This window comes from Commensalibacter nepenthis (assembly GCF_029953305.1).
In the GTDB taxonomy this organism is placed as follows: Bacteria; Pseudomonadota; Alphaproteobacteria; order Acetobacterales; family Acetobacteraceae; genus Commensalibacter; species Commensalibacter nepenthis.
In genome coordinates this window covers 54,198-74,982 of the sequence record NZ_JASBAN010000001.1, presented here as the reverse complement: position 1 = coordinate 74,982, position 20,785 = coordinate 54,198, and the positions used below count along the sequence as shown (strand labels likewise).

Annotated in this window: 15 protein-coding genes; 7 read left to right on the top strand and 8 right to left on the bottom strand. The window is 34.0% G+C overall.

The features are described 5' to 3' along the window. Nucleotides 1-85: 85 nt before the first annotated feature. The 3 genes from QJV33_RS00365 to QJV33_RS00355 are packed head-to-tail and all read left to right on the top strand — an operon-like array spanning nt 86 to nt 5,231. Nucleotides 86-2,614, top strand: a complete 2,529-nt coding sequence (locus QJV33_RS00365) for a type VI secretion system Vgr family protein (RefSeq protein WP_281461448.1) — start codon at nt 86-88, stop codon at nt 2,612-2,614. A gap of 42 nt (nt 2,615-2,656) precedes the next feature. After that, the gene (locus QJV33_RS00360) at nt 2,657-4,126 is read left to right on the top strand and encodes a T6SS phospholipase effector Tle1-like catalytic domain-containing protein (RefSeq protein ID WP_281461447.1); all 1,470 of its coding nucleotides are present in this window, start codon (nt 2,657-2,659) and stop codon (nt 4,124-4,126) included. A 1-nt stretch (nt 4,127) separates the two neighbouring features. Then, entirely contained in the window at nt 4,128-5,231 is a 1,104-nt protein-coding gene (locus QJV33_RS00355) for a DUF2931 family protein (RefSeq protein ID WP_281461446.1), read from the top strand. A 74-nt stretch (nt 5,232-5,305) separates the two neighbouring features. On the opposite strand, the gene QJV33_RS00350 is transcribed toward QJV33_RS00355, so the two are convergent. Genes QJV33_RS00350 through QJV33_RS00315 form a run of 8 tightly spaced genes read right to left on the bottom strand, consistent with a single transcriptional unit; the run spans nt 5,306 to nt 16,546 of the window. Further along, the gene (locus tag QJV33_RS00350; protein WP_281461445.1) at nt 5,306-6,388 is read right to left on the bottom strand and encodes a hypothetical protein; all 1,083 of its coding nucleotides are present in this window, start codon (nt 6,386-6,388) and stop codon (nt 5,306-5,308) included. A 48-nt stretch (nt 6,389-6,436) separates the two neighbouring features. Further along, nucleotides 6,437-7,843: a VasL domain-containing protein gene (locus QJV33_RS00345; protein ID WP_281461444.1), complete on the bottom strand. Its 1,407-nt coding sequence runs from the start codon at nt 7,841-7,843 to the stop codon at nt 6,437-6,439. A gap of 11 nt (nt 7,844-7,854) precedes the next feature. After that, the gene (gene tssE, locus QJV33_RS00340) at nt 7,855-8,280 is read right to left on the bottom strand and encodes a type VI secretion system baseplate subunit TssE (protein WP_281461443.1); all 426 of its coding nucleotides are present in this window, start codon (nt 8,278-8,280) and stop codon (nt 7,855-7,857) included. Beyond that, nucleotides 8,277-8,822 carry a type VI secretion system lipoprotein TssJ gene (tssJ, locus tag QJV33_RS00335; RefSeq protein ID WP_281461442.1) on the bottom strand — a complete coding sequence of 182 codons (546 nt, stop codon included), beginning with the start codon at nt 8,820-8,822 and terminating at the stop codon, nt 8,277-8,279. The genes tssE and tssJ overlap by 4 nt, the downstream gene beginning before the upstream one ends. Then, nucleotides 8,812-9,891 carry a type VI secretion system baseplate subunit TssG gene (gene tssG / locus QJV33_RS00330; protein WP_281461441.1) on the bottom strand — a complete coding sequence of 360 codons (1,080 nt, stop codon included), beginning with the start codon at nt 9,889-9,891 and terminating at the stop codon, nt 8,812-8,814. The genes tssJ and tssG overlap by 11 nt, the downstream gene beginning before the upstream one ends. Then, the gene (gene tssF / locus QJV33_RS00325; protein ID WP_281461440.1) at nt 9,855-11,630 is read right to left on the bottom strand and encodes a type VI secretion system baseplate subunit TssF; all 1,776 of its coding nucleotides are present in this window, start codon (nt 11,628-11,630) and stop codon (nt 9,855-9,857) included. The genes tssG and tssF overlap by 37 nt, the downstream gene beginning before the upstream one ends. Nucleotides 11,631-11,648: 18 nt before the next feature. After that, nucleotides 11,649-13,250, bottom strand: a complete 1,602-nt coding sequence (tssA, locus tag QJV33_RS00320; protein WP_281461439.1) for a type VI secretion system protein TssA — start codon at nt 13,248-13,250, stop codon at nt 11,649-11,651. A gap of 2 nt (nt 13,251-13,252) precedes the next feature. Then, the gene (locus tag QJV33_RS00315; RefSeq protein ID WP_281461438.1) at nt 13,253-16,546 is read right to left on the bottom strand and encodes an ImcF-related family protein; all 3,294 of its coding nucleotides are present in this window, start codon (nt 16,544-16,546) and stop codon (nt 13,253-13,255) included. 150 nt (nt 16,547-16,696) lie between these two features. Here QJV33_RS00315 and tssB point away from each other — a divergent pair, with 150 nt between their 5' ends. The 4 genes from tssB to tssL are packed head-to-tail and all read left to right on the top strand — an operon-like array spanning nt 16,697 to nt 20,783. Then, nucleotides 16,697-17,194 (top strand): type VI secretion system contractile sheath small subunit, encoded by a 498-nt coding sequence (tssB, locus tag QJV33_RS00310; RefSeq protein WP_281461437.1) that lies wholly within the window; start codon nt 16,697-16,699, stop codon nt 17,192-17,194. A gap of 24 nt (nt 17,195-17,218) precedes the next feature. Beyond that, a complete protein-coding gene (tssC, locus tag QJV33_RS00305; RefSeq protein WP_281461436.1) occupies nt 17,219-18,766 on the top strand; it encodes a type VI secretion system contractile sheath large subunit in 1,548 nt (515 codons plus the stop codon). Nucleotides 18,767-18,780: 14 nt separating this feature from the next. Further along, complete coding sequence (tssK, locus tag QJV33_RS00300; protein WP_281461435.1) at nt 18,781-20,127, top strand: type VI secretion system baseplate subunit TssK; 1,347 nt, start codon at nt 18,781-18,783, stop codon at nt 20,125-20,127. Then, on the top strand, nt 20,124-20,783 hold the full coding sequence (tssL, locus tag QJV33_RS00295; RefSeq protein WP_281461434.1) for a type VI secretion system protein TssL, short form: 660 nt from the start codon (nt 20,124-20,126) through the stop codon (nt 20,781-20,783). Before tssK ends, tssL begins: the two co-directional genes overlap by 4 nt. Nucleotides 20,784-20,785: the final 2 nt, after the last annotated feature.

The window sequence follows — 20,785 nt, the reverse complement described above, 5'->3', positions numbered from 1 at the left end:
TGACTTGTCTTGTTTATTAAAACCTCTTATTTTTTTGATATTGAAATAATATTGTTTTAATAATTATTATGGTAATGAGATGGGAATGTTTGACGTTGTGGACGATGCAACTAAGGCTCTTCTTACTGGCAAAGGGTTAGGTGTTGTTGGATCAGGGCATAATCGGTATCATCTCACTATTTCTGGTTGTAATTCCCCTATTGATATTCAGAGTTTTGAAGGTAAAGAGTGTTTAAGTGAACCTTTTTCGTATCAGATTAATTTCACTTCTGTTGATCCCACGATCACCCCTCAAGATGTACTCAACTGCACGGCTAAGTTCTTCTTTCAAGCCCCTCAAGATTTAGAGCCTCAACGGCGTGTCTATGGCGTTATTACAGGCTTTTCAAAGCTTGGGAGTTCTAAAGACCAAACAGCCTATGCAGTTACCCTTGAGCCTCGTTTAGCCTTATTACGTAAGACCCAATATACCTCCATCTTTCAAAACCAATCCATTCCTCAAATTGTCGAGAAAGTGCTTAGAGATCGTCATAGCTTTGAAGGTCAGGATTTCCATTTTGATATTGCTCATACCTATCCTGCCCATGAACAAGATATGCAATATAAAGAAACGGATTATGATTTTATTGCCCGTAAACTCGCATGGGATGGGATTTGGTATCGCTTTGATATGGATAGTAGGCTTGAACTAGACGTTGTTGTCTTCTCTGATGACCAGACTAAATATGTCTTTGGCAATACACTCCCTGTACGTAATCCAGCAGGTTCTGGCATGAATGATAAAGGGATCCTCTCTGTATGGGGTTTATCTGTCCATCATAAGGTCGTGCAAGCAGGGGCTAAGGTTAAGGATTATAACTATCGCACCGCCAATGCTACTCAGAATAGCCAGACGGATAGTTGGCAGCCAGATAATACCACTTATGGAGTGCCCTATCATTATGGGGATCGCTACCTGCAAAGAGGCACAGATATAGACCCTGAAATAGAAACGGGGTCTTTCCATGCAAGACTGCATAATGAGCGTTATAAAAATGGTAAGATCCGTATTTACGGCACGACTAATGATCCCTCCCTTTACCCTGGGAAGGTCTTAGATCTTGAAGGAGGCTCAACAGATCCAGCGTTAAAGCGTGGCTTTCTCATTGTCTCTACAACCAATAAAGGCTCAAGGGATGGTAAATATGAAATGTCTTTTGAAGCCATTCCTTATAGCGATCAAGTAGGTTTTAGGCCTAAGCTCTTGGATCGTCCGCATATTGCAGGAACCATTCCAGCACGAGTAAGTAGCACCGAGAAGTTTGATACTTACAGTCATATTGATGAGATGGGTCGCTATAAAGTTCAGTTCGATTTTGACCTTGATACTTGGGATAAGGGCAAAGAAAGTCTGTGGGTTCGATTAGCCAAACCTTATAGTGGCGGCACCTATGGCTTTCACTGGCCACTCTTGGATGGGACAGAAGTAGCCATTGCGTTTGAAGATGGTGATCCAGACAGACCGTATATTGCCTATGCGTTGCATGATTCAAGTAATGGCGATCATGTGACTATTCAGAACTATAAACGTAATGTTCTGAGAACCCCATCGAATAACAAGATCCGTATGGAGGATGAACGAGGTAAAGAGCATATTAAGCTCTCTACAGAATATGGGGGTAAGACCCAACTCAATATGGGACATCTCGTCGATAGTTCGAGGCAAAAGCGTGGAGAAGGATTTGAACTGAGAACCGATAAATGGGGAGCAATTAGAGCGAATAATGGCATCTTTATCAGTGCAGATGGACGACAAAAGGCAAGTTCTACCTCGCTAGATATGATCGAGGCGACAGGACAGCTTAGTGCAGCCCTTAATCAAGCCAAGCAGCTCAGAGAAGCAGCCGATGCGTCAAAGGCAACGGGATTGGATACATTAAACCTTATGACACTGATCGAGAGTGCCATCACGATGCTGCAACAAGCCAGTGTATTAATCTCAGCCCCTGCTGGAATTGCCCAGACTACCCCATCTACGATCCAACATAATGCAGGGCGCAACGTGATTACCACAGCTGGGAAAGATGTTAGTCTCAATGCCAAGAATAATGTTACACTAGCAGCTAGTGAAGAAATATCTCTTTTTGCTCATAATAAAGACCTTAGAGCCGTCGCAGGTTATGGCAAAGTCGAGCTACAGGCACAAACAAACGTCATGAACCTCGATGCCAAGCAAGATATTCAGATTACCAGCCATGATGGAAAGTTGACTCTTTACTCACCTAAAGAGATTAACCTTGTCTGTGGAAAGAATAGCTTTATTCATATGAACCCAGATCAGATCATTATTAACGCACCCGACCACATCATCGAAAGAACTGCCGTGGTGATGAAGCAAAGCCCAGGCTCAATGCCACTCAATATTCCACCTTTGCCAGAACCGATTGGGAATTATGATGAGATGTTCGTGGTAAAGGATGATGAAGGTAATCCAATTCCTCATTTTAAATATAAATTGGTTACTGGAGATGGGGAGATCATTCGTGGTGTTACTAATGAAAAAGGTGAAACAGCCAGAATAGAGAGTAGCACCAATAAGGATAAACTTGATCTTTATGCAGATGACGATGAATGATTTTTTTGAGTAATAAAAAAGTAAGACCTAAGGAAAATTATTATGCCAAGTATTAGTGATAATCAACCAGGACAAAAGCTGAATAATCAGCCAGAAAATAAAGATGCTGCAACAAATACTCAAAAAAACTCGCAAGTTGAGGTGAATATTAAAATCTTAACGGTCAATGTTTTTTTTGATGGCACGAATAATAATATGTTTAATACGCAAATTCGATTGGATAATGCGGATATAATCAGCAAGGGTGGGCAACCTACACAAGAAGACAAGGATCGTGAAACGAAGGCTGGAGATACCAGTAAAGGCAATGATTTTTCTAATGTTGCGTTGTTATACATGGCCTCGACAAAGAAAGATGGGAAAGTCGAGATTATTTATATCCAAGGGGCAGGAACGACAAAATATAAAGCAGATAGTTTGTTATGGGGGGCAGGAATGGCCAAAGATGGATTGGTTACAGGGGATGGACCTGCAGATACATATTGGTCAACCAGTGGGGTAGAAAGTAGGGTTCAAGAGGCGATTACTAAATTAAAGAATTTTACAAGTAAAAGTGATAAAATTCAAAGAGTTATTATTAATGTTTTTGGGTTTAGTCGGGGATCTTTTTACGCGCGATATTTTTGTGCTCAACTGACAAAAGTTAAAAAAGAAGATGCGGATCTGAAAAATAAAAAAGTTCAAATTAATTTTGTTGGGATTTATGATACGGTTTCTTCTGCAGGAACAAATCATTATGATGATGTCAAAGAGTTTGAGTTAAATACAGGTTCAAAACATGTTGCAGGGCGTATTGTGCATTTAACGGCACAAAATGATTATCGTTACCATTTTCCGTTGACCCATATTAATACCGCCATTGGTGATGGTATTGGGTTTGAGTGTAGTTTCCCAGGGGCACATTCCGATATTGGGGGTGGATATACGGTTAAGACTGAAGAAAAAAAATATTTATCTAAACTTGATAAAGGGTCTGTTCCTTATTATGGAGGGGAAATTCGTTGGGAATGGTTCAAAGAAAAGGGATATTTTCGTGGGGATCCTCGTGCTTCTGATATGGCTGGAAGAGGGGAGTTTAAAATAGGATATAAAGCTCCAATAGGTGGTAATTCTGTCACAACTGTTGTTTATGGAAATCGTACTGTTTGGTGTAAAGATTATCAATTTATCTTGGCCAAAGGGATGCAAGAAATAACAAAAAAAGCGGCAGCAATGGAATATAATGGGTTAAAGAAAAAATATTTAAATCAAGGGATTACTTCCATGCAAAGCCATTCTTTGTTAAATAAGCTTGACGGTCAGGTTACCCAATATTTATTGGCAAATTATAAAAATAATGAATGTTCTACATTCTCTTTGGTTCAAGCAGGATTATCAGCCCAAGAACAACAGCAGCTTTATCATGATTATTTGCATATTTCCCTTGAGGCAGACGCAATAATCCCTGCAAATGTTGGGTTAGACGCACAGACTGATCCTCCCCATAGGGCGGAAATCAAAGATAATGTTTAACATGAATAAAAAACTTAAAATAATTTTTGGCTTGATTTTAGTTCTTATTTTAGTAGGGGGATTTAAAATGCTTACAGCATCCAAAGAATATCAATATGATGTCAATGTAGCATCAGCAGGGGATTATTCTGTTTTATTGGATTTTAACCATAATTATTTTACCAATCAGGCCAATAAAATTGTCATGGCTTTTACCTCTTTTGGTGGGCCACCTATGGAGGCTTGGGGAGGTGGTGAGCAAGCAACGCCTTTGGGGTTAAAACAGGAACTTCCTTATAAAATTACGGTGCGTTATTTTTCTATTCCTGAAAATCAATTTTGGGAGGGATCTGCGATCCTAGATCAGGAAAAACTAAAGCAATTAGAAAATTATAAAATTAATAATATTATAACAGGAAGTTATCGAATTTTTTTGGAAAATTTTACTTTCTATATAGCCTATGCCCCAGGTGGATTAGTCACTGTTTGGATATTCGGGGGAGGAGAACAATATGTTGTTGCCCAATTTAAAGCCCATAAAATAGAGGAACCGAACTGGGATCGCTTTGTTCAAGGTGTGTTTGGAGAGCAAATGAGTCGTAAACGATATTTAGCTGATCAAATGGCACCTGAAAAATTTACAAATTTTAACCGCGTTATCAGTGAGAAAATTCGCAAAGAAATTTTAGAGCATAAAGTTCCAGGGTCTGAACCTTGGCTACGATTAATGAATAAATATTCGTGGGTTTTAAAAACGAATAATTTATATGAATTAAAAGATTATAAAACTACTTATGCAAATGGGGAGCAATATTACAGCTATCAAAATCAAGATCAAACTAAACCCAGAGCCGTTCCTATTAGTCTGATTACATTCATAAGGGATAAAAAAACACATAAAGATATTCGCTTGGATTATGAGTTTAATCAAAACGAAATTATCGATGCGTTTGAAAAACTGGCAAAAGAGACAGGACCAGAGCCAATACAACTCTATTTGGATATTGATGAGAAGTTAAGCAAAGTAGATTTATATCTGATCAAAGACTCACAAAAAATAGAAATTAAAAAAGTCGAAATCAGTCGCAACGAAGTTTTTTCTGATTATAAACCAAGCGTTCCATAAGACCCAATTTGATGGATTTAAATATTTTATCCGTAAATTTATATTGTTTAATGAGTTTACAGATAAAATATCGATTATGATGATATTCTAAATAATACTATATTATTTTGTATTTTATTAAACACCAACTGTTCTGCTTGTTGTGTTTTTATAGCTTTCAGTGCTGTTGTCATAGCAAGCATTAACGATATGGGGCTGGATTGGCCAAACGAATAGTTGATATTATGTGTTAACGCTGAGATTTTATGTTTTTCTAATTCTAAAACAATATTTGGTAAGAAACTGTCCTCTATATTATTTGTCCAAATTGATTTTATTTGATTACTATCGTCACACCCATAAGTCATAAATTTCTGAAAGTCATTTTCAATATTATATAAAGGGAGCAGCATATTCCGACTGATATAACCATATATAGGTTTAATATCTTGCTTTTTTTCAAATAGCTCTGAGGATAATAGTTGAGCTGTTATAAATTCACTATAAATTTCTTGATTATTGTCCCATAATTGTAATGACAAAAGTAATATTATTTTCTTTATTTCTATTTTATTGTTAAATATTGGAAATAATTCTTCTATATGATGTAAAATATGAACATTTCTATTATCCCATTGTTGTTTTATAGTGCTTTGATACTCTGTTTCTTTAGAAGAAGAGGATTCAGGCAGTAATAAAAATATTTCTTGTATATCACTTGTATAGTTAGGATATTGTTTTTCTAATTGTTGATGAATGTTTTCGAAAAGCTCCTCAATAGGAAGATGGTGTAGATGTAAAGGGCGTGCTTTTTGTGGAAAAACAGGAGGATTATCTCCTAGTAGCTCATTTACTCCATTTTCTTCAGGCGTTAATACAGCATTGCCTAGTATAGTAATTTTATTTTTCCCCCATTTTTTCCATAAAGAATCAGTTTTATCTGTTTCTTTATTCCAATATTTTACCAATAAAGAAGAGCCTACATATTTTAATACCCAAAATACATATAAAATAATCCATCCTAAAATAGTCGGAATTAGGCATAATCCAACAATTTGTTTTGGGTTTTCATAGTTAAGAATGAATATTCCAATAATAATTGCAACAATTTGTAGGGATATAAAAAATATACCCCAAAACCATAAATTAGGAGGAGAGGGAAGTTCTTTTTTTGTCAAAGTTGGAATAGGCCAGCTCATAGGGAAATCTCTAAATAAAAGGTTAAATTATTTGGACTGTTGAAGCATATAATAATAATTAAGAAGTTGTATGAAGCGCATATCTATTTGTTGTTGTAAAGTTGTGGTATCTTTTTGTTGCTTTTTTTGCTCTTTCATTTGCCTTAACAATTCATCTAAAGGTGGGGATTGAAGCAAAGGTTTTTGAATTGAAAAAACAATAGATTTTAATTCTGATACAGTAATATATCGACCTTTCCTTTCATCAAGTCCATTTAATCGATCTAGCAGGTTTTGTAATTGATTTTGGATTACTTGATATGTATTGGTTTGTATATATTGGTCTGCTAGTTCTTTCTGTTTGTTTTGCCACTGTTTTTGTAGTTTTATAACTTGTGCATTTTGAGGAAATAAGGATTGGTATAACTTAATCAGATAGTCACCATAATAGACTCCCCAAAGAGGTTGTATTTCAATTTGATTAAGGGTTTCTTGACCATTGGTTAAAATATTATCAGTTGTTTCTTTTGAAATTTTATTCTCTGCAAGTTTGGTTAATATATTAATTTGGCTATCTGTTAAATTTTCAGGGAAATAGTGACTGTGAACTATAGGAACATTTTGCAAGTTTATGTGTTGTTTGTAAAACAAAGCTCCTCCTGAAACAATGCCAACGAACATAATAGCACAGGCTCCAGTTATAAAACCTTTCCAAAAAATAATTTTTGGATGTTTTTTCTCCGATTGAATAAAGGGCGTGGTGGAGGATAGAGGTTCACCATCTAAAGTTGTTTTTTTAACCTCTGGATTGATGTTTTTTTCTTGTTTTGTTAGGTTGGGTATATCATTGCTATTTTTAAGATCTCTGTTTTTTTTTATTTTGTTAATATGATCAAATGAAACAGTATTAGATAGCGCATTTTCTTGCTCAAGACGTTCAAGTTGCTTTGCCGTTTTAGATGTTAATAGATATAAATCTGTCATGCCTGTTAAATGTTTAATTTCCAAGTCTTGGAAATTTTGACATAAATGATTAAATAAATTTTCTAGATGATAAAGAGATGTTAGGTCAGTATATGAAAACTGATAGGATCTTAAAAACTGTTGAATAGATTTTACTAACCAAGCAATAATTTCAACTCTAATATGTGTTTGCTCTGGCCAAAAATTAAACCAATATTTGCCGATAAGTGTATCAATCAGATCTATACCTTCGGTTAATCCTTTTAATTCATATAATTTTGTCAATGCAATAGTATAGTAGGAAAGAGTTTGTAAGTCAGCTCCATTTTTACGTAATATAGTTTTACAAAGCTCCTCTACTTTTTTCCAGTCAATATCTGGTCGAGCGGGGTGGTTTAGTTTTCCCACTTCCTCTTTTAAAGACATAAACTCTTTCAGTGCAATTGGTGTTTTTCCAATTTTTCCAAGTTTATCTGATAATATTGATGTCATGTTGCTGTCCTTCAATCGATTTGTTGACGTTGACGCAAATAATTAATCAGAATACGCCCTTCAGGAGCAAATTCTGTACCAAATCGAACTAATCCTACTTTATGCAAATGTGCTTCTATTGTGTAATATAAACATCCTGTTTTATCTTCAGCAGTTAGATCCACGTTTACAGACTTCAATCTAGGTTCGTACTTTAATAAAACTCTTTGAATAATATTCATCAAATTATATGCAGACCCAGGTAAATTTTGTAGAATAGAATGCATGTCTGGAATTCCATAATCTGGTAAATGAGCAAGGCTTCCTGCACGACAATTTAGAATTCTTTCAATGTTATTCATAACAGATAAAATAACTTGATCTTTATCGTTGACTTGATCAAGATCAAGCTCACCAGTAAAATTAAAAGTTAACATCTCATATAATGAAGGATTCATTTTTTTCCTTGTGCTTTCAACTCTTTTTTTGTTGGTTCTAAAGATAATTTATTTGAACTAATCTCGATTATCCTTGGTTTCTTTTTAAAGAGGTAATCTCTTCGAATAATAATTTTCCAATTATTTTTTTCTAAGTCTGGGTTTCTAAAAAAGGCAACTATAGCAATATAAATGCTATCTTTTTCTAAGGGGCGATGTAATAATATTTTCTCGTTTGGCTTAAGAATAATATCGTATTGATTAAGAGTGTTTTGTTTAATATCATTATTTTTTTCCTTCAATAACTCCTTATAATTGCTTTGAAGAAAAGCTTGGTTGTCTTTAAATTGATAAATTCTTACCATTACAGATAATGGCTGTTTGTCTTGATTTAAATTTAACTCTTTATCAGTATTAAACTGCAAATATAATTCTTTAATATGACGTGCTTTTTTAGGTTCATTGACAGAGGCCTGTTGTACATCTTTTTTAGATGAGGAACATCCAGAAAGTATTAACAAACATACCCCTAGACCTAATAATTTTTGTTTATTAATATACATAAGAGACCTTTTCAGCTTGTGTTACCTTAGAAAGAGGCTTTAAGCCTTTATATCCTCCTATTTTGACAGTAATAATTTCTTTAGAATGTTTTTTCTTTTCTTTGGTTAATCCTAATATTCCTGTTCGTCCCAATTGAATCTGAGATTTGTTTAGTTTAGCATCAGGCAGGACGCGTTTAGGAACAGTTAATTGTATTTTTGCAGTATATCTCCATCCTAAATAAACTCTCAATAAGATTAAAAAATCTATAAATAAAACACCTCCTGGCAGCCAAGATTTTGCTTCTTCAAAGTCTTCTGTATATAAATTTAAGGCAATTTGACTATTCACATCTCTTCCAGTTTTTCCCAAAGTATGGCGTATGTTTAAATGAACAGGTGTTTTAGAGCTTAATTTGATGGGGTTAAGTAATGGAATATGTTGAACAGAATGAGGTTTGACAGTAGCTTTGGTATTTTTTGTAAGAACAGACACTAAAGCGCTTAGCCCCTCAGCATTACGTGTTGGTAAGCGCATTACACTCAGTAATGCCAAAAAACGGGATATTGGGGTTGCTATATGTTTTTGTGTTCCTGGGATGCCTAGACCAATTAATCCGAGTAAACATTGTGAGGTTTCATCCGTGCCACCTGATTGAAAAGAAGCTGGGTAAGAATATTTACGCCATATACGGTAATATTGCGTGATCATACGGTGATGAAAAATATCTAAAAAGGAAGTGACACTTTCATATCCTTCTCTTTTTTGAGCAATATCATCTAAGAATATTGTTGGTAATGGAGAATCAATACCATAAAGACCTAGAAAAGTCGTTCTAATCGTTGGAGGGAGTGAAGGGTTTGTTTTAGACCATTGAACCTCTTTAAATTCACTAACGGGAAACCCCATATCTTCAACTGACCTAAAACGAATAAGGTCGTTTTTAAGCAAAGAGGTTGTTCCAAGCGCAGGATAATGTATATCTGTTTTTTCTATCAGCTGACAAAAACGATAGAAATTAATAGATATAATTTTATCTTCAATTTTTTTAACTAACCAGAAATTTTCTGACTGTGGTTTTCTTTCCATCTAAAACTCTTTCCAGTAGGTTTTAATGTAATTGTTAGCTGGTTAAACAAATGAATATCTGTATATAAAGCAAAGAATTGATTTAACATCTCGCCAAATAGGCAAATATCCCCCTCTCCAGAAAATCCGTTGCTATTGATTGTTACTTCAATATCAACGCCTCTTAATAAGAAGCCTTTTTCAAAACGTTGAATTAAAGAATGCTCTACATGAATAATTGCCTCTAAACGACGACGGTTCATTTCATCATCTGTCCAGTCATATAAAGCCAAGGTTCCCCTTAAGATTTCAGCATTATCCAGCATACTTAAAAAGTTAGAGCTTAAATGGCTAAGAACACGCCAATGAAAGCGATCTGTTGATGGTGGGTAGCATGGCATTGTAGGGGCACTTAAATTGCGAACTTTAACCTCTAATTGTGTTGAGTGAAGCGGTTGATTTAATATGCTGTTACGTAAAGAGCTACGTGGGAGTTGCCCATTGGTTGCAGTAATCCTTAGAGATAAAATTTCTTCTTCAAAGTCAAAGTTTTTTTCAAAAGCATCCCCGCCAAGAATTAACCAAGTATCATATAGACCAGAGGCTCCACGGCGTACTCGTGTATGATAGTAACGTTCTGGGGCTGTATGACGTAACATACCTCCACGATGTTGAAAACTGCTAAAGGGAACAAAATCATGTTGTTCGGCACGTTTTGATGATTTTACATGATCTACAGAATATATTTCAGTATGACCATCTTGAATTCTTAATGGGCGCAGTAAATATTCGTGTTGTAAACCTGAAATTCGTAAGGGGTCAGCTTCAATTTCAAATAAATTAATAACAGGTGTGCAATATAAAACAAAATTTTCTTCAGAAAATAGCAAATCTTGTGGCCATAATTTGTTTAAAACAATGTCTAGCTCAAACCACTCTATTGCCTCTGGAAAGTGAATTTTTTCTAATCCCTTTAGATTTAAGAACATAAACTTTTCTCTAAAAGAGAAATATTCTAATAAAAGTTGATACCCACTAAAAGCGGTCTCTCCTTTAGGCCATAATCGATCTTCTGGATCAAAACCCATAGGAGAAAAGCATAAATCTATTGGTCGTCGATCTGAATTAAAAGCATTTGAATAACGGATAAAACTATGTTGAACATATCGTGTTAGATAAAGATGCAAGGCAGAGCTAATCGGGGAATCAGCATTAAGATAAATTGGTAAAGAGTGAATATGAATATCGCCCCATTCAGCCAAATCACCACAATTAAATCGAATTCTAATGATTGAACGACCATCTGGTTCATGTAATAATTGAGCATTACTTAATTTTAAAGGTAGCAGCTCTACATCTCTAGTAGATCTATAACGACACTTTGTTTTTTTAGAACCAATAGGTTGTGAAATAATTTCAAACTCTTTAGATAAAATTTCTGGTTCTTTTAGTTTATGATAGTTTGGGGTTAATTCAACTACTGCCAAAGAGGGAATAGTACGTAAATAGTGTGGCCATAATAAACTGACCAAACCTTCAGTTAATTCGGGTAAATCATCATCTAGCTTTTGGCGCATTTTTCCCATTAAAAAGGAAAAACCTTCAAACAAACGTTCTACATACGGATCTCTGTCGCTAACTTTATCTAAATTTAGTAGTGCAGCACGATCTGGATGAGCTTGCGCAAACTCTTTTCCAGCCTCGCGTAAATACATCATTTCTGCTTCATAGTAGCGTAATATTAAATCGTCATGAGCCATTATTTTTTCCTATTTTTTTTAATTAAATAATATAAAGGCTCGAGAAGGATCTATTGATACTAGATCAGATAGCAGCTGTTCCATTTTTTCTAATAAACGAATTTTATCGCTTTCGTTACGTTGTGCTTTCATACGTAATAACTTTAAGAGGCGTGCTTTAACTTCAAACATTAATTCAGGCTCCCATAATTGTAATTGAAAGGGTTCTGCATCTTTTTCTAGCTCTTTTAGTAAATGAACAGCCATATCTATTTTTCCACATTGTTCAGTGATACGTGCCATTAAAAGCCTTTGTAGCCAACGACTTTTGGTTGAATCAATACCAGGCAATTGCATTAACCATGTTAAGGTTGCCTCTTCCCCTTCTTTATCAATCATGGTCAGCGCTTCACTTTCCATATCTAAAATACTATTTTGATCATGAAAAGATGAGTTTGTTTTATCGGCAAAGAAATTGGTTTCAGTTAAAAGAACATTTTGCTCAATCCAAGGGTGAGTAACCTCGTCTGCAAAAGGAGTACCATCATCATATGTTAGGTCATGCAATCCAGGTAAGCGATCTAATAGCATCTGTAGATCGTTTTTGATAATTTTTGCCCATTCTGTATATTCATTGTCAGATTTATTTAAAGCTTGATAAACATACCATTGTATATCAAGCCAAAAATGGTTAACGCCTTCCATAAACATGTTTTCAGCTTGCTCTAGAAGTTCTATCCATTTTTGTTGTATATATAAACGTTTTAAAGCATTTTTTAACTCGCTTCGAGGTGGAGTAAGTCTGGTTTTTTTTCCACCATCATGTGATGGCAGTTGATGTACTGTATCCCATCGAATACAACGCATTAATCTGGCAGAGGAAAGCCATCCTTGTGGTTGTTCGTGTAAGTAAGAGGATAATAAGCGAGATTGTTCTAAAAGCTCTCTACCAGATTTAATGGTAATAACAGAAAATTTTTGTTCAGAATTATTTTTTTCTTGTGGTGAAGATATAGAAGAAGCCGTGCTATTTTGAGGAATAATTGTATTAATTCCACCAGAGCTTTCTAATCTATTTTCTAAAATAGTAATTAACCCATTGAGGTTTGGACGATTTTCTTCTGACCAACTTTCAAATTGTGACTGTAACCATGCTAATGCAGCAATAATATTTTTAAAATTATTTTTTTCAACCTCTGGATAAAGAGATAGGCTATTTTGTATTTTTACACCACAAAGCCATTCAAAGGCTAGTTTACGCGTGATTGTCCTAGTTGGGAGTAGCTCTTCACCATATTCATGCACTAATGTTGCTAATAATAATAATCCATCAGCAAAACCACTTTCACCGTCTTGATGTAAACGCGCCCAAATATAATAAGTGATGACACGAACATCTTTACAATGATTTTTTAAGAGTTCTTCTGCGTAAATTAAAATATTTTGAGTATTGGTATCCGTTATTTTGCTGATTTCATCACGCATATATTGAAAGTCATCTTCATATGTTGGATCGTTTCCTACTTTACTGACACCAGGAATTGGTAATATCCAATCTTGCCACTTTATAGATGCTTTGCGAGCTTGAGAGATGGCATCTTCTTGTTGAAAGCAACCTGTAATTAGTTTTTTAAGCATCATTATTACTGCTCTTCAAAAATTTGTTGTGGAAATTGGAAGCTCTTTAGGTCTAGAAATGTTAATATTCCTTTTCCATTATCATTTCTTAATAGATATGTTATGGTTTGTTTAGAACGAGGTATTTTCCACGTTAATTGAAAGATATTACTATCAAGCTGTTTAATTTTTGCTTTATCAAGTAAGCGGATAATTCCTAATTTATCATCATATTCTGCTAAATTTTTTAATTTTGATGAATAATCCATAACCGCAAGAGAAGCACCACGAACCTCATCATCTCCGGGCCAATCTACTAATTGCCATTCATCTGCTTGATTAAAATAAATAACTTTTTGGTTATCAATTGAAAACTCACTTCGAATAATTTTTGGGGATGGAACAGCTTGAATTTCAAAATGAAAACGCATATCTGGGCTAATAAACAAAGCTTCTGATAGTTCATTTAGTTGATTAATAGCTTGTAAAAACTGAGGATTAAAAACCAAACCATCAGATGCCATAGGATCAACGACCCATATATTTCCTTCTTTATGCATCAGATGCCCAAGTTGAGATTGAATGAATTGATCTAAACGCCCTGTATTTGGGCGCAGATATTGTCCTAACAAATCAAAAGAAACATCATTTTTAGATTGAGGATCAAAAGGATATTTTTTGGAAAAGGCTTTATTCCATTCATCTGCAATATTTTTTTGCCAAGCATTATTCATATTTTGAGAAGCTGGCTGGGTTACGGATTGTTTAATTTGCTCTATGGGTTTTACAAATAGAGTATTTCCTAATCCTCCCAACGAATCCCCTATAAAAGCAGCCATTAACTGGCTATATTGACTGCTTTCTGCTAATTGTTCATCTTTTTCTTGAAAAACCATGTTATTAACGGCTCTTGGGTTATTAATTTTAGCAATTTGTTGCAATTTTAATCGAAGTAATGTTACCTTGGTTAAAAATGATTGAATATTAATATTTGTTGTGCCATCTCCTCCTGCTTTTCCCTCTATAATTGCAAATAGAGATCCAAAAGTATCGTCCATAGGATAAGAAACCGTTTCTTTTTGGTTGATAGCATCATCTTTATCATTCCAAAACAATTTACGTGTTGAACGGACTAGAGATCCAGGAATATCTTCTGTTTGTTTTCCTGTTTTGCCTTCATAGTTAATTGTATTAATTAATGCGATAAGAGGAGAGCGTTTTACATCAGATAATAAAGTTAATTGCTTTATTGTATCTTCGATGGATTGGCTTTGACGCCATTGTATGCTGTTTAGAAATATAGCCCATTTTTTCTGAAAATCATTAAAATAATGATCAGTTAATAATTGTTTAAGTGCTTTATTGTCATTGGGATCATTGGTCGTTTCTGGATTATCACTTAAAACCCAATCAACATTTTGTCTTGGTGCTTCAATAGCTTGATCAATAGCTGTTTTAATTTCATTTTCCCATGCTTTGCGTGTATACACACCTGGAATAGTTTCTTTTGTAAAAAAAACTTGATTTACATCTGTATTGTTAACAATATTTTTTAATTCTACTTTTGCAAAATGAGGTGATGCTGTTCCTATGATATCATTATATAGGATTTCTTCGACTTTATGATTTCCAATTTGATGTAACAGTATTTTTCTAGTATTTTCAACCAACATCATATTAGGGTTAATTTTCCAATCAGGATGATTAGGAAGGTTTTGCGCATAAAAAATTAATAAAGAAGGAGCTGTATTCTCCCAGATTCCTTGAGTTACATTAGAACGTTCTTGCCAATGTCGAAAAATAACTTCTTCAAAAAATCCTGCATCCATCTTTTCTGATTTTGCCATCATCAAATAGGCTTTTAATAGAGCATATGCTTCTTTTGTTTGTAAGTTATTTGCAGAGTTTTTACTATTTTCAGTAAAAAAAGTAAGTTTTTTATTGAGTAAAGTAATAATTTGGTTTTGCATTAACCTCAGATTGGCCTGTTTATAATAAGGCCATAATGCCGTTAATTGTTGTGTATTTTTATTTAATCCAAAACGACTATACCAAGGAGATCCTTGTTTAATAAGCAATTGTTTATGAGTTATTTCTTGTTGTAATTGTTTTTGTATTAATAAACCTTGTGCAGTTGGTAAGCGCTCGTTAATTGCTTGATAAGCCAATTGTGAATTGTGAACGATTGAATTCTTATTTACAAAATAAGAAACAACACTTCCTACTCCCCATATTAAGATTAATCCTATACATCCAAGTTGGAATTTTTCAGCATGAGACATGCTAATACGTTTGGGATAGATGTAGTTTAAATTATTTGCAACGGCTTCCCAATTAGAGTGTTGAAACCAATTTTTTTTATAAGTAGATTTTATATTTAATTTTTGAGAAAACATTAAACCCATTAAATAGATAGGTGTTTTCCCACCAATAAATGGTTTTAAATTATTTGCTAATTGCTCTTTTCCGCCATTTAGCAAGTTAGATGCCAGCTGAAGTAAATAAGTGTTTTTATGATTCTCAGTTAAAGGTGTTATCCCAGCAGAAATCAGAGGAGGGATAAAAGAAGATAATGATTCCTGTAAGATATTTATAGAATTATGATCTGATAATGCACAATAAATGGGTTGAGAAAAAACCTTTTCGTTATCATTGTTTTCCTTATTAACCATCCACATATAAAAAGGAATTTTAACCTTCAATTCTTGATAGAGTTGATGAATATCAACAGAAATTTTTTGCACAGAGATGGTGTTAGATAAATAATGATTTGATGTTATAAAAATAATTCCATCAATAGGTCGCCCTCGTAACTTACAGAATTCAATCACATCTTCGTGTGGAAATGTTTCACTTTCATTATCTAACCATAAAAAAATTACTTTTTTATCTTCTTTCCATAAATTTTGGATAAAGTCAGAGGATAAATTATAAATACTTTCTTTTTCTCCAAAAATAATAATAATTTTTGTTTTGTATTTCCATAATAATCCATATTTATCTTTTAAGTATTTTTGAATATGTATATAAATACTTTTTATATATTCGTTTGATTTATTATTTTTTGAATTTTGTTTTGGTCTTAATAGAATATTTTTTTTTCTATATTTTATAAAAAAATAAAAATTAATTAAAATTAAAATACTTATTAATATTAATAATAAAACATTATATATTTTAATAATAAATAAAGAAAAAAACTGTTTTTGAATTTCAACTTCTGAAAAGGAATAATAAAAACATAAAAAAAGAATACATAATACAATAGGTAAAACTAATAACCATTTATAATTAAAAGATTTTTTGTTATTTTTATCCATTAGATTACTCAAATTTAAGATATTTTTGTTTTGAAAGAATCATTTTATTGGTGTAAGTATAATTCTTATATCAATATTATTACTTTATGATATAAAAATAATTAATTTTATGTTTGTTATTTTTGATATCGTCGAATGTGAGGGGTTTATATGTCAGATAGTTTTCAAAAAGAAGTGCCTCCAGCACGTATTAACATTAAATTAGATTTACATACGGGGGGAGCGCAAAAGTTAGTAGAATTGCCGTTAAAATTAATCTCAATGGCAGATTATAGTAATGGTCAAGAACACAGACCCTTATCAGAAAGAGAAAAAGTTTCTATTAATAAAAATAATTTCGATAATGTTCTTGCGGATTTTAATCCAAAAGTGAATATGACCGTTGAAAATACGCTTGCTGGTGATAACAGTGAAGAAAATATTCGTTTAGATTTTAAATCTTTGAAGGATTTTGAGCCTGAGCAAATAGCACGTCAAGTTCCCCAATTAAGAGCTCTTCTTTCTATGCGTAACCTACTTCGTGACTTGAAGTCTAATTTGCTTGATAATGCAAAGTTCCGCCGTGAGTTGGAAAATATTCTTAAAGATGAATCTTTAAGTGACAAACTTAGAGCTGAATTATCAGAGCTAGCTCCCGAAAAAATTTAATCTCATAAGTGGAAATAAAGAATTATGTCAGAAATTGCTTCAAAAAAAACTCAAGGCACCTCTGTAACAAAAGTAGAGGATGGAATTACTGCTAGTAGTGTTTATGAAACATTATTTGAAAAAATTAATTTAAAACCTGTTGATCATCTAAAAGAAATTGATGCTTTTGAAAACACTGATGTTCTTGCTGACGTTAGTGCTGATGAACGTGTAACAGCAGCAGTTAGTGTATTTATGAAATTGTTAAAACAATCTTCTGAGAAAGTGGATCGTTTGGACAAAACACTTCTTGATCATCATATTAGTGCTATTGATCAACAATTAAGTAAACAACTTGATGCAATTATGCATCATGAAGAATTTCAAAAAGTTGAATCGACATGGCGCGGTTTAAAATCTTTGGTTGATCAAACAGATTTTCGTCAAAATGTTAAACTTGAGCTACTAGATGTTTCTATGGAAGATCTGCGTAGAGATTTTGAAGATGCTCCAGAAATTATTCAAAGTGGATTTTATTATCATACTTATATCCAAGAATATGATACCCCAGGTGGAGAACCCATTGCAGCAACTATTGCAAACTATGAATTCGATCGTTCTCCACAAAGTATTGCTTTATTAAAAAATATCTCTAAAGTGGCCGCAGCCTCTCATATGCCTTTTATTGCTTCTACAGGACCAGCTTTTTTTGGCAAAGAAACAATGGAAGAAGTTGCTGCCATTAAAGATATTGGCAATTATTTTGATCGTGCTGAATATATTAAATGGAAAGCTTTTAGAAATACGGATGATTCTCGTTATATTGGCTTAACGATGCCAAGAGTACTAGCACGCCTACCTTATGGTCCAGATACAGTTCCTGTTCGTAGTTTTAACTATGTTGAAGAGGTAAAGGGACCGGATCATAATCGTTATTTGTGGACAAATGCTTCTTATGCTTTTGCAGCAAATATGATGAAAAGTTTTGTAAGAAATGGTTGGTGCGTACAAATTCGTGGTCCACAAGCTGGTGGTGCTGTAACAGATCTTCCTATTCATCTATATGATCTTGGTACAGGAAGTCAGGTTAAAATCCCTTCAGAAGTTATGATTCCTGAAACAAGAGAGTTTGAATTTGCCAATCTTGGATTTATTCCGCTTTCTTATTATAAGAACCGTGACTATGCTTGTTTCTTCTCAGCGAATTCAACTCAAAAGCCAGCTTTATATGATACAAAAGAAGCAACAGCAAATAGTCGCATTAACTCTCGTCTCCCTTATATATTCTTGCTCTCCCGTATTGCCCATTATTTAAAAATATTACAACGTGAAAATATTGGGATGACCAAAGACAGACGTTTGTTAGAGTTAGAGTTGAACAGATGGATAAATACCTTGGTTACTGAGATGACTGATCCTACGGATGATCTACAAGCATCTCATCCTTTGCGTGAAGCCAAAGTGATTGTAGAGGATATAGAAGATAATCCAGGGTTCTTTAAGGTTAAGTTATATGCTGTTCCTCATTTCCAAGTGGAAGGCATGAATATTAATCTTTCTTTAGTATCTCAAATGCCAAAAGCAAAACAATAAACGTTTAATCTTTTATGAAAATTTCAAGACCGTTATGGGTTGAGGGGGCTTTTTTGTCTCCTCAACAATTCCAACAACAAGCTCGATGGGAAGCATTAACCAATAATTGCATTGCGCATATTGGTTGTGTTCATCCTTGGGGTGTTCATCAAATAGAATTTGATAAAGACGCTTTGCGAGTAAATCGTTTAAAGGTTCAACATCTGCGCGCGCGAATGCAGGATGGGTGCTTTATCGATACAGATCGTGCGGATAGTCTTCCTCCTGCTTGCGATTTGGATAAAGTATTACCGATTGATTTGCAACAAGTTGATGTTTTACTAGCACTTCCACTTGAGCATGCTAATGGTGGTAATTATAGTAAAGAAGATGAAGTCATTCAACGTCCTGTGCGCTATCAACAAGAATGGGTATCTGTTCAAGATATTTTTGGAAGCGAGCAAGAGTCTGTAGCTGTTGAACGATACTCATTAACCTTTAGGTTTAATATCGATACAAATGATGAGTATCTTACTTATCCTGTAGCGCGCTTGGTTCGTGATGGTCAGTCTTGGATACTTGATGAGCGATTTATTCCTCCGTTATTATCTTTTTCAGCACAGCCTACACTAATAGAACAACTGGAAATCTTAACAATTCAATTGCGTGCTAAAAGGGCACGTTTAATGGGAATGCGTAGGGAAAATAATCAGCGTATGGCAGATTTTGCCGTTGCGGATGTTTCTTTATTTTGGTTATTAAATGCCTTAAATAGCTATGAGCCTATTTTAAGTTTCTTTGGGTCTTTTCCAAACATTCATCCAGAGATTATTTATCGTGAGTTAACTAGGCTTGCGGGATCACTTCTGACGTTTTCTCTTGAACATGATATTAACTCTATTCCTCGATATCAGCATGATAAATTACATGAGGTTTTTCCACCTTTAATGCGTTTAATTAGCGATTTACTAGAGGCAAGCTTGCCTTCAAGAGTTATTGTTATTGACCTTGAAAAAACAAATAATAATTTCTGGAAGGGAAATCTTCATGATCCTCGTTTAAGAGAAAATGTTGATTTTTACCTTTCTGTTAGATCATCTCTTGCACCTAGCATTTTACAAACACAATTTCCTTTGGTTTGTAAAGTTGGTGCTCCAGATGATGTTAATAATATTGTGAATGTTGCAGTAAATGGTGTGCCGATTACTGCGTTAAGGCATGTTCCTGCTGCTATTCCTTTGCGTTTAGAAAATCAATATTTTTCAATTGATTTAGATAATAGTGCTGCTCGGGCAATGTTAGATGCTGGGCTTTGTATTTTTTATGTTCCTGGCACTATTCCTGATGTAAAACTTGAGTTATTTGCGGTGTTACGATCATGAAAAATGATATTGCTCTTGATAGTTTAATGCTAGATACGTGGTTATTGGTTGCTTCTTTAAAAAATGGTATAAAAATTGAAGATGGCGATAAGTTGTATGAAAAAGCTATCGCGATGGTGGATACTGTTAAAAAAAAGCTGCAAGAACAAAAGCAAAGTGAAGAAAATATTGAGCATATTACCTATGCGCAATGTGCGTTGTTAGACGAAGCTGTTTTAGACAGAACAGAAATGGATAGTGGTTATAATGCTTGGGTTCAAACGCCACTACAGGTAAAATTTTTTAATACAATGAATGCAGGAGAAATCCTTTTTGAACGTATTAAAGCTGTATTGAACCAGCCCGCACCTAATTTAATAGTTTTAACCTGTTTTCAACGAGTTTTAGCTTTGGGTTACCAAGGCCGTTATAAACATTTACCAAAACAGGATTTAACAAATTTAACAAAAACATTAACGAATAAAGTGGGTGTTTTTGATTCTCAGGCACAGCCGATACTAATCAACACCCGTTATAAATCTCCTGTTTTCAAATATTTACGATCTTTTTATTTATGGATTATTGTTTCAATTATTATCGTAACATTCCTATGGATAGGATTAAACTCTCACTTAGAGCAGCTGCTACATCAATGGCTGCCTGTTATTAAGAATTAGGA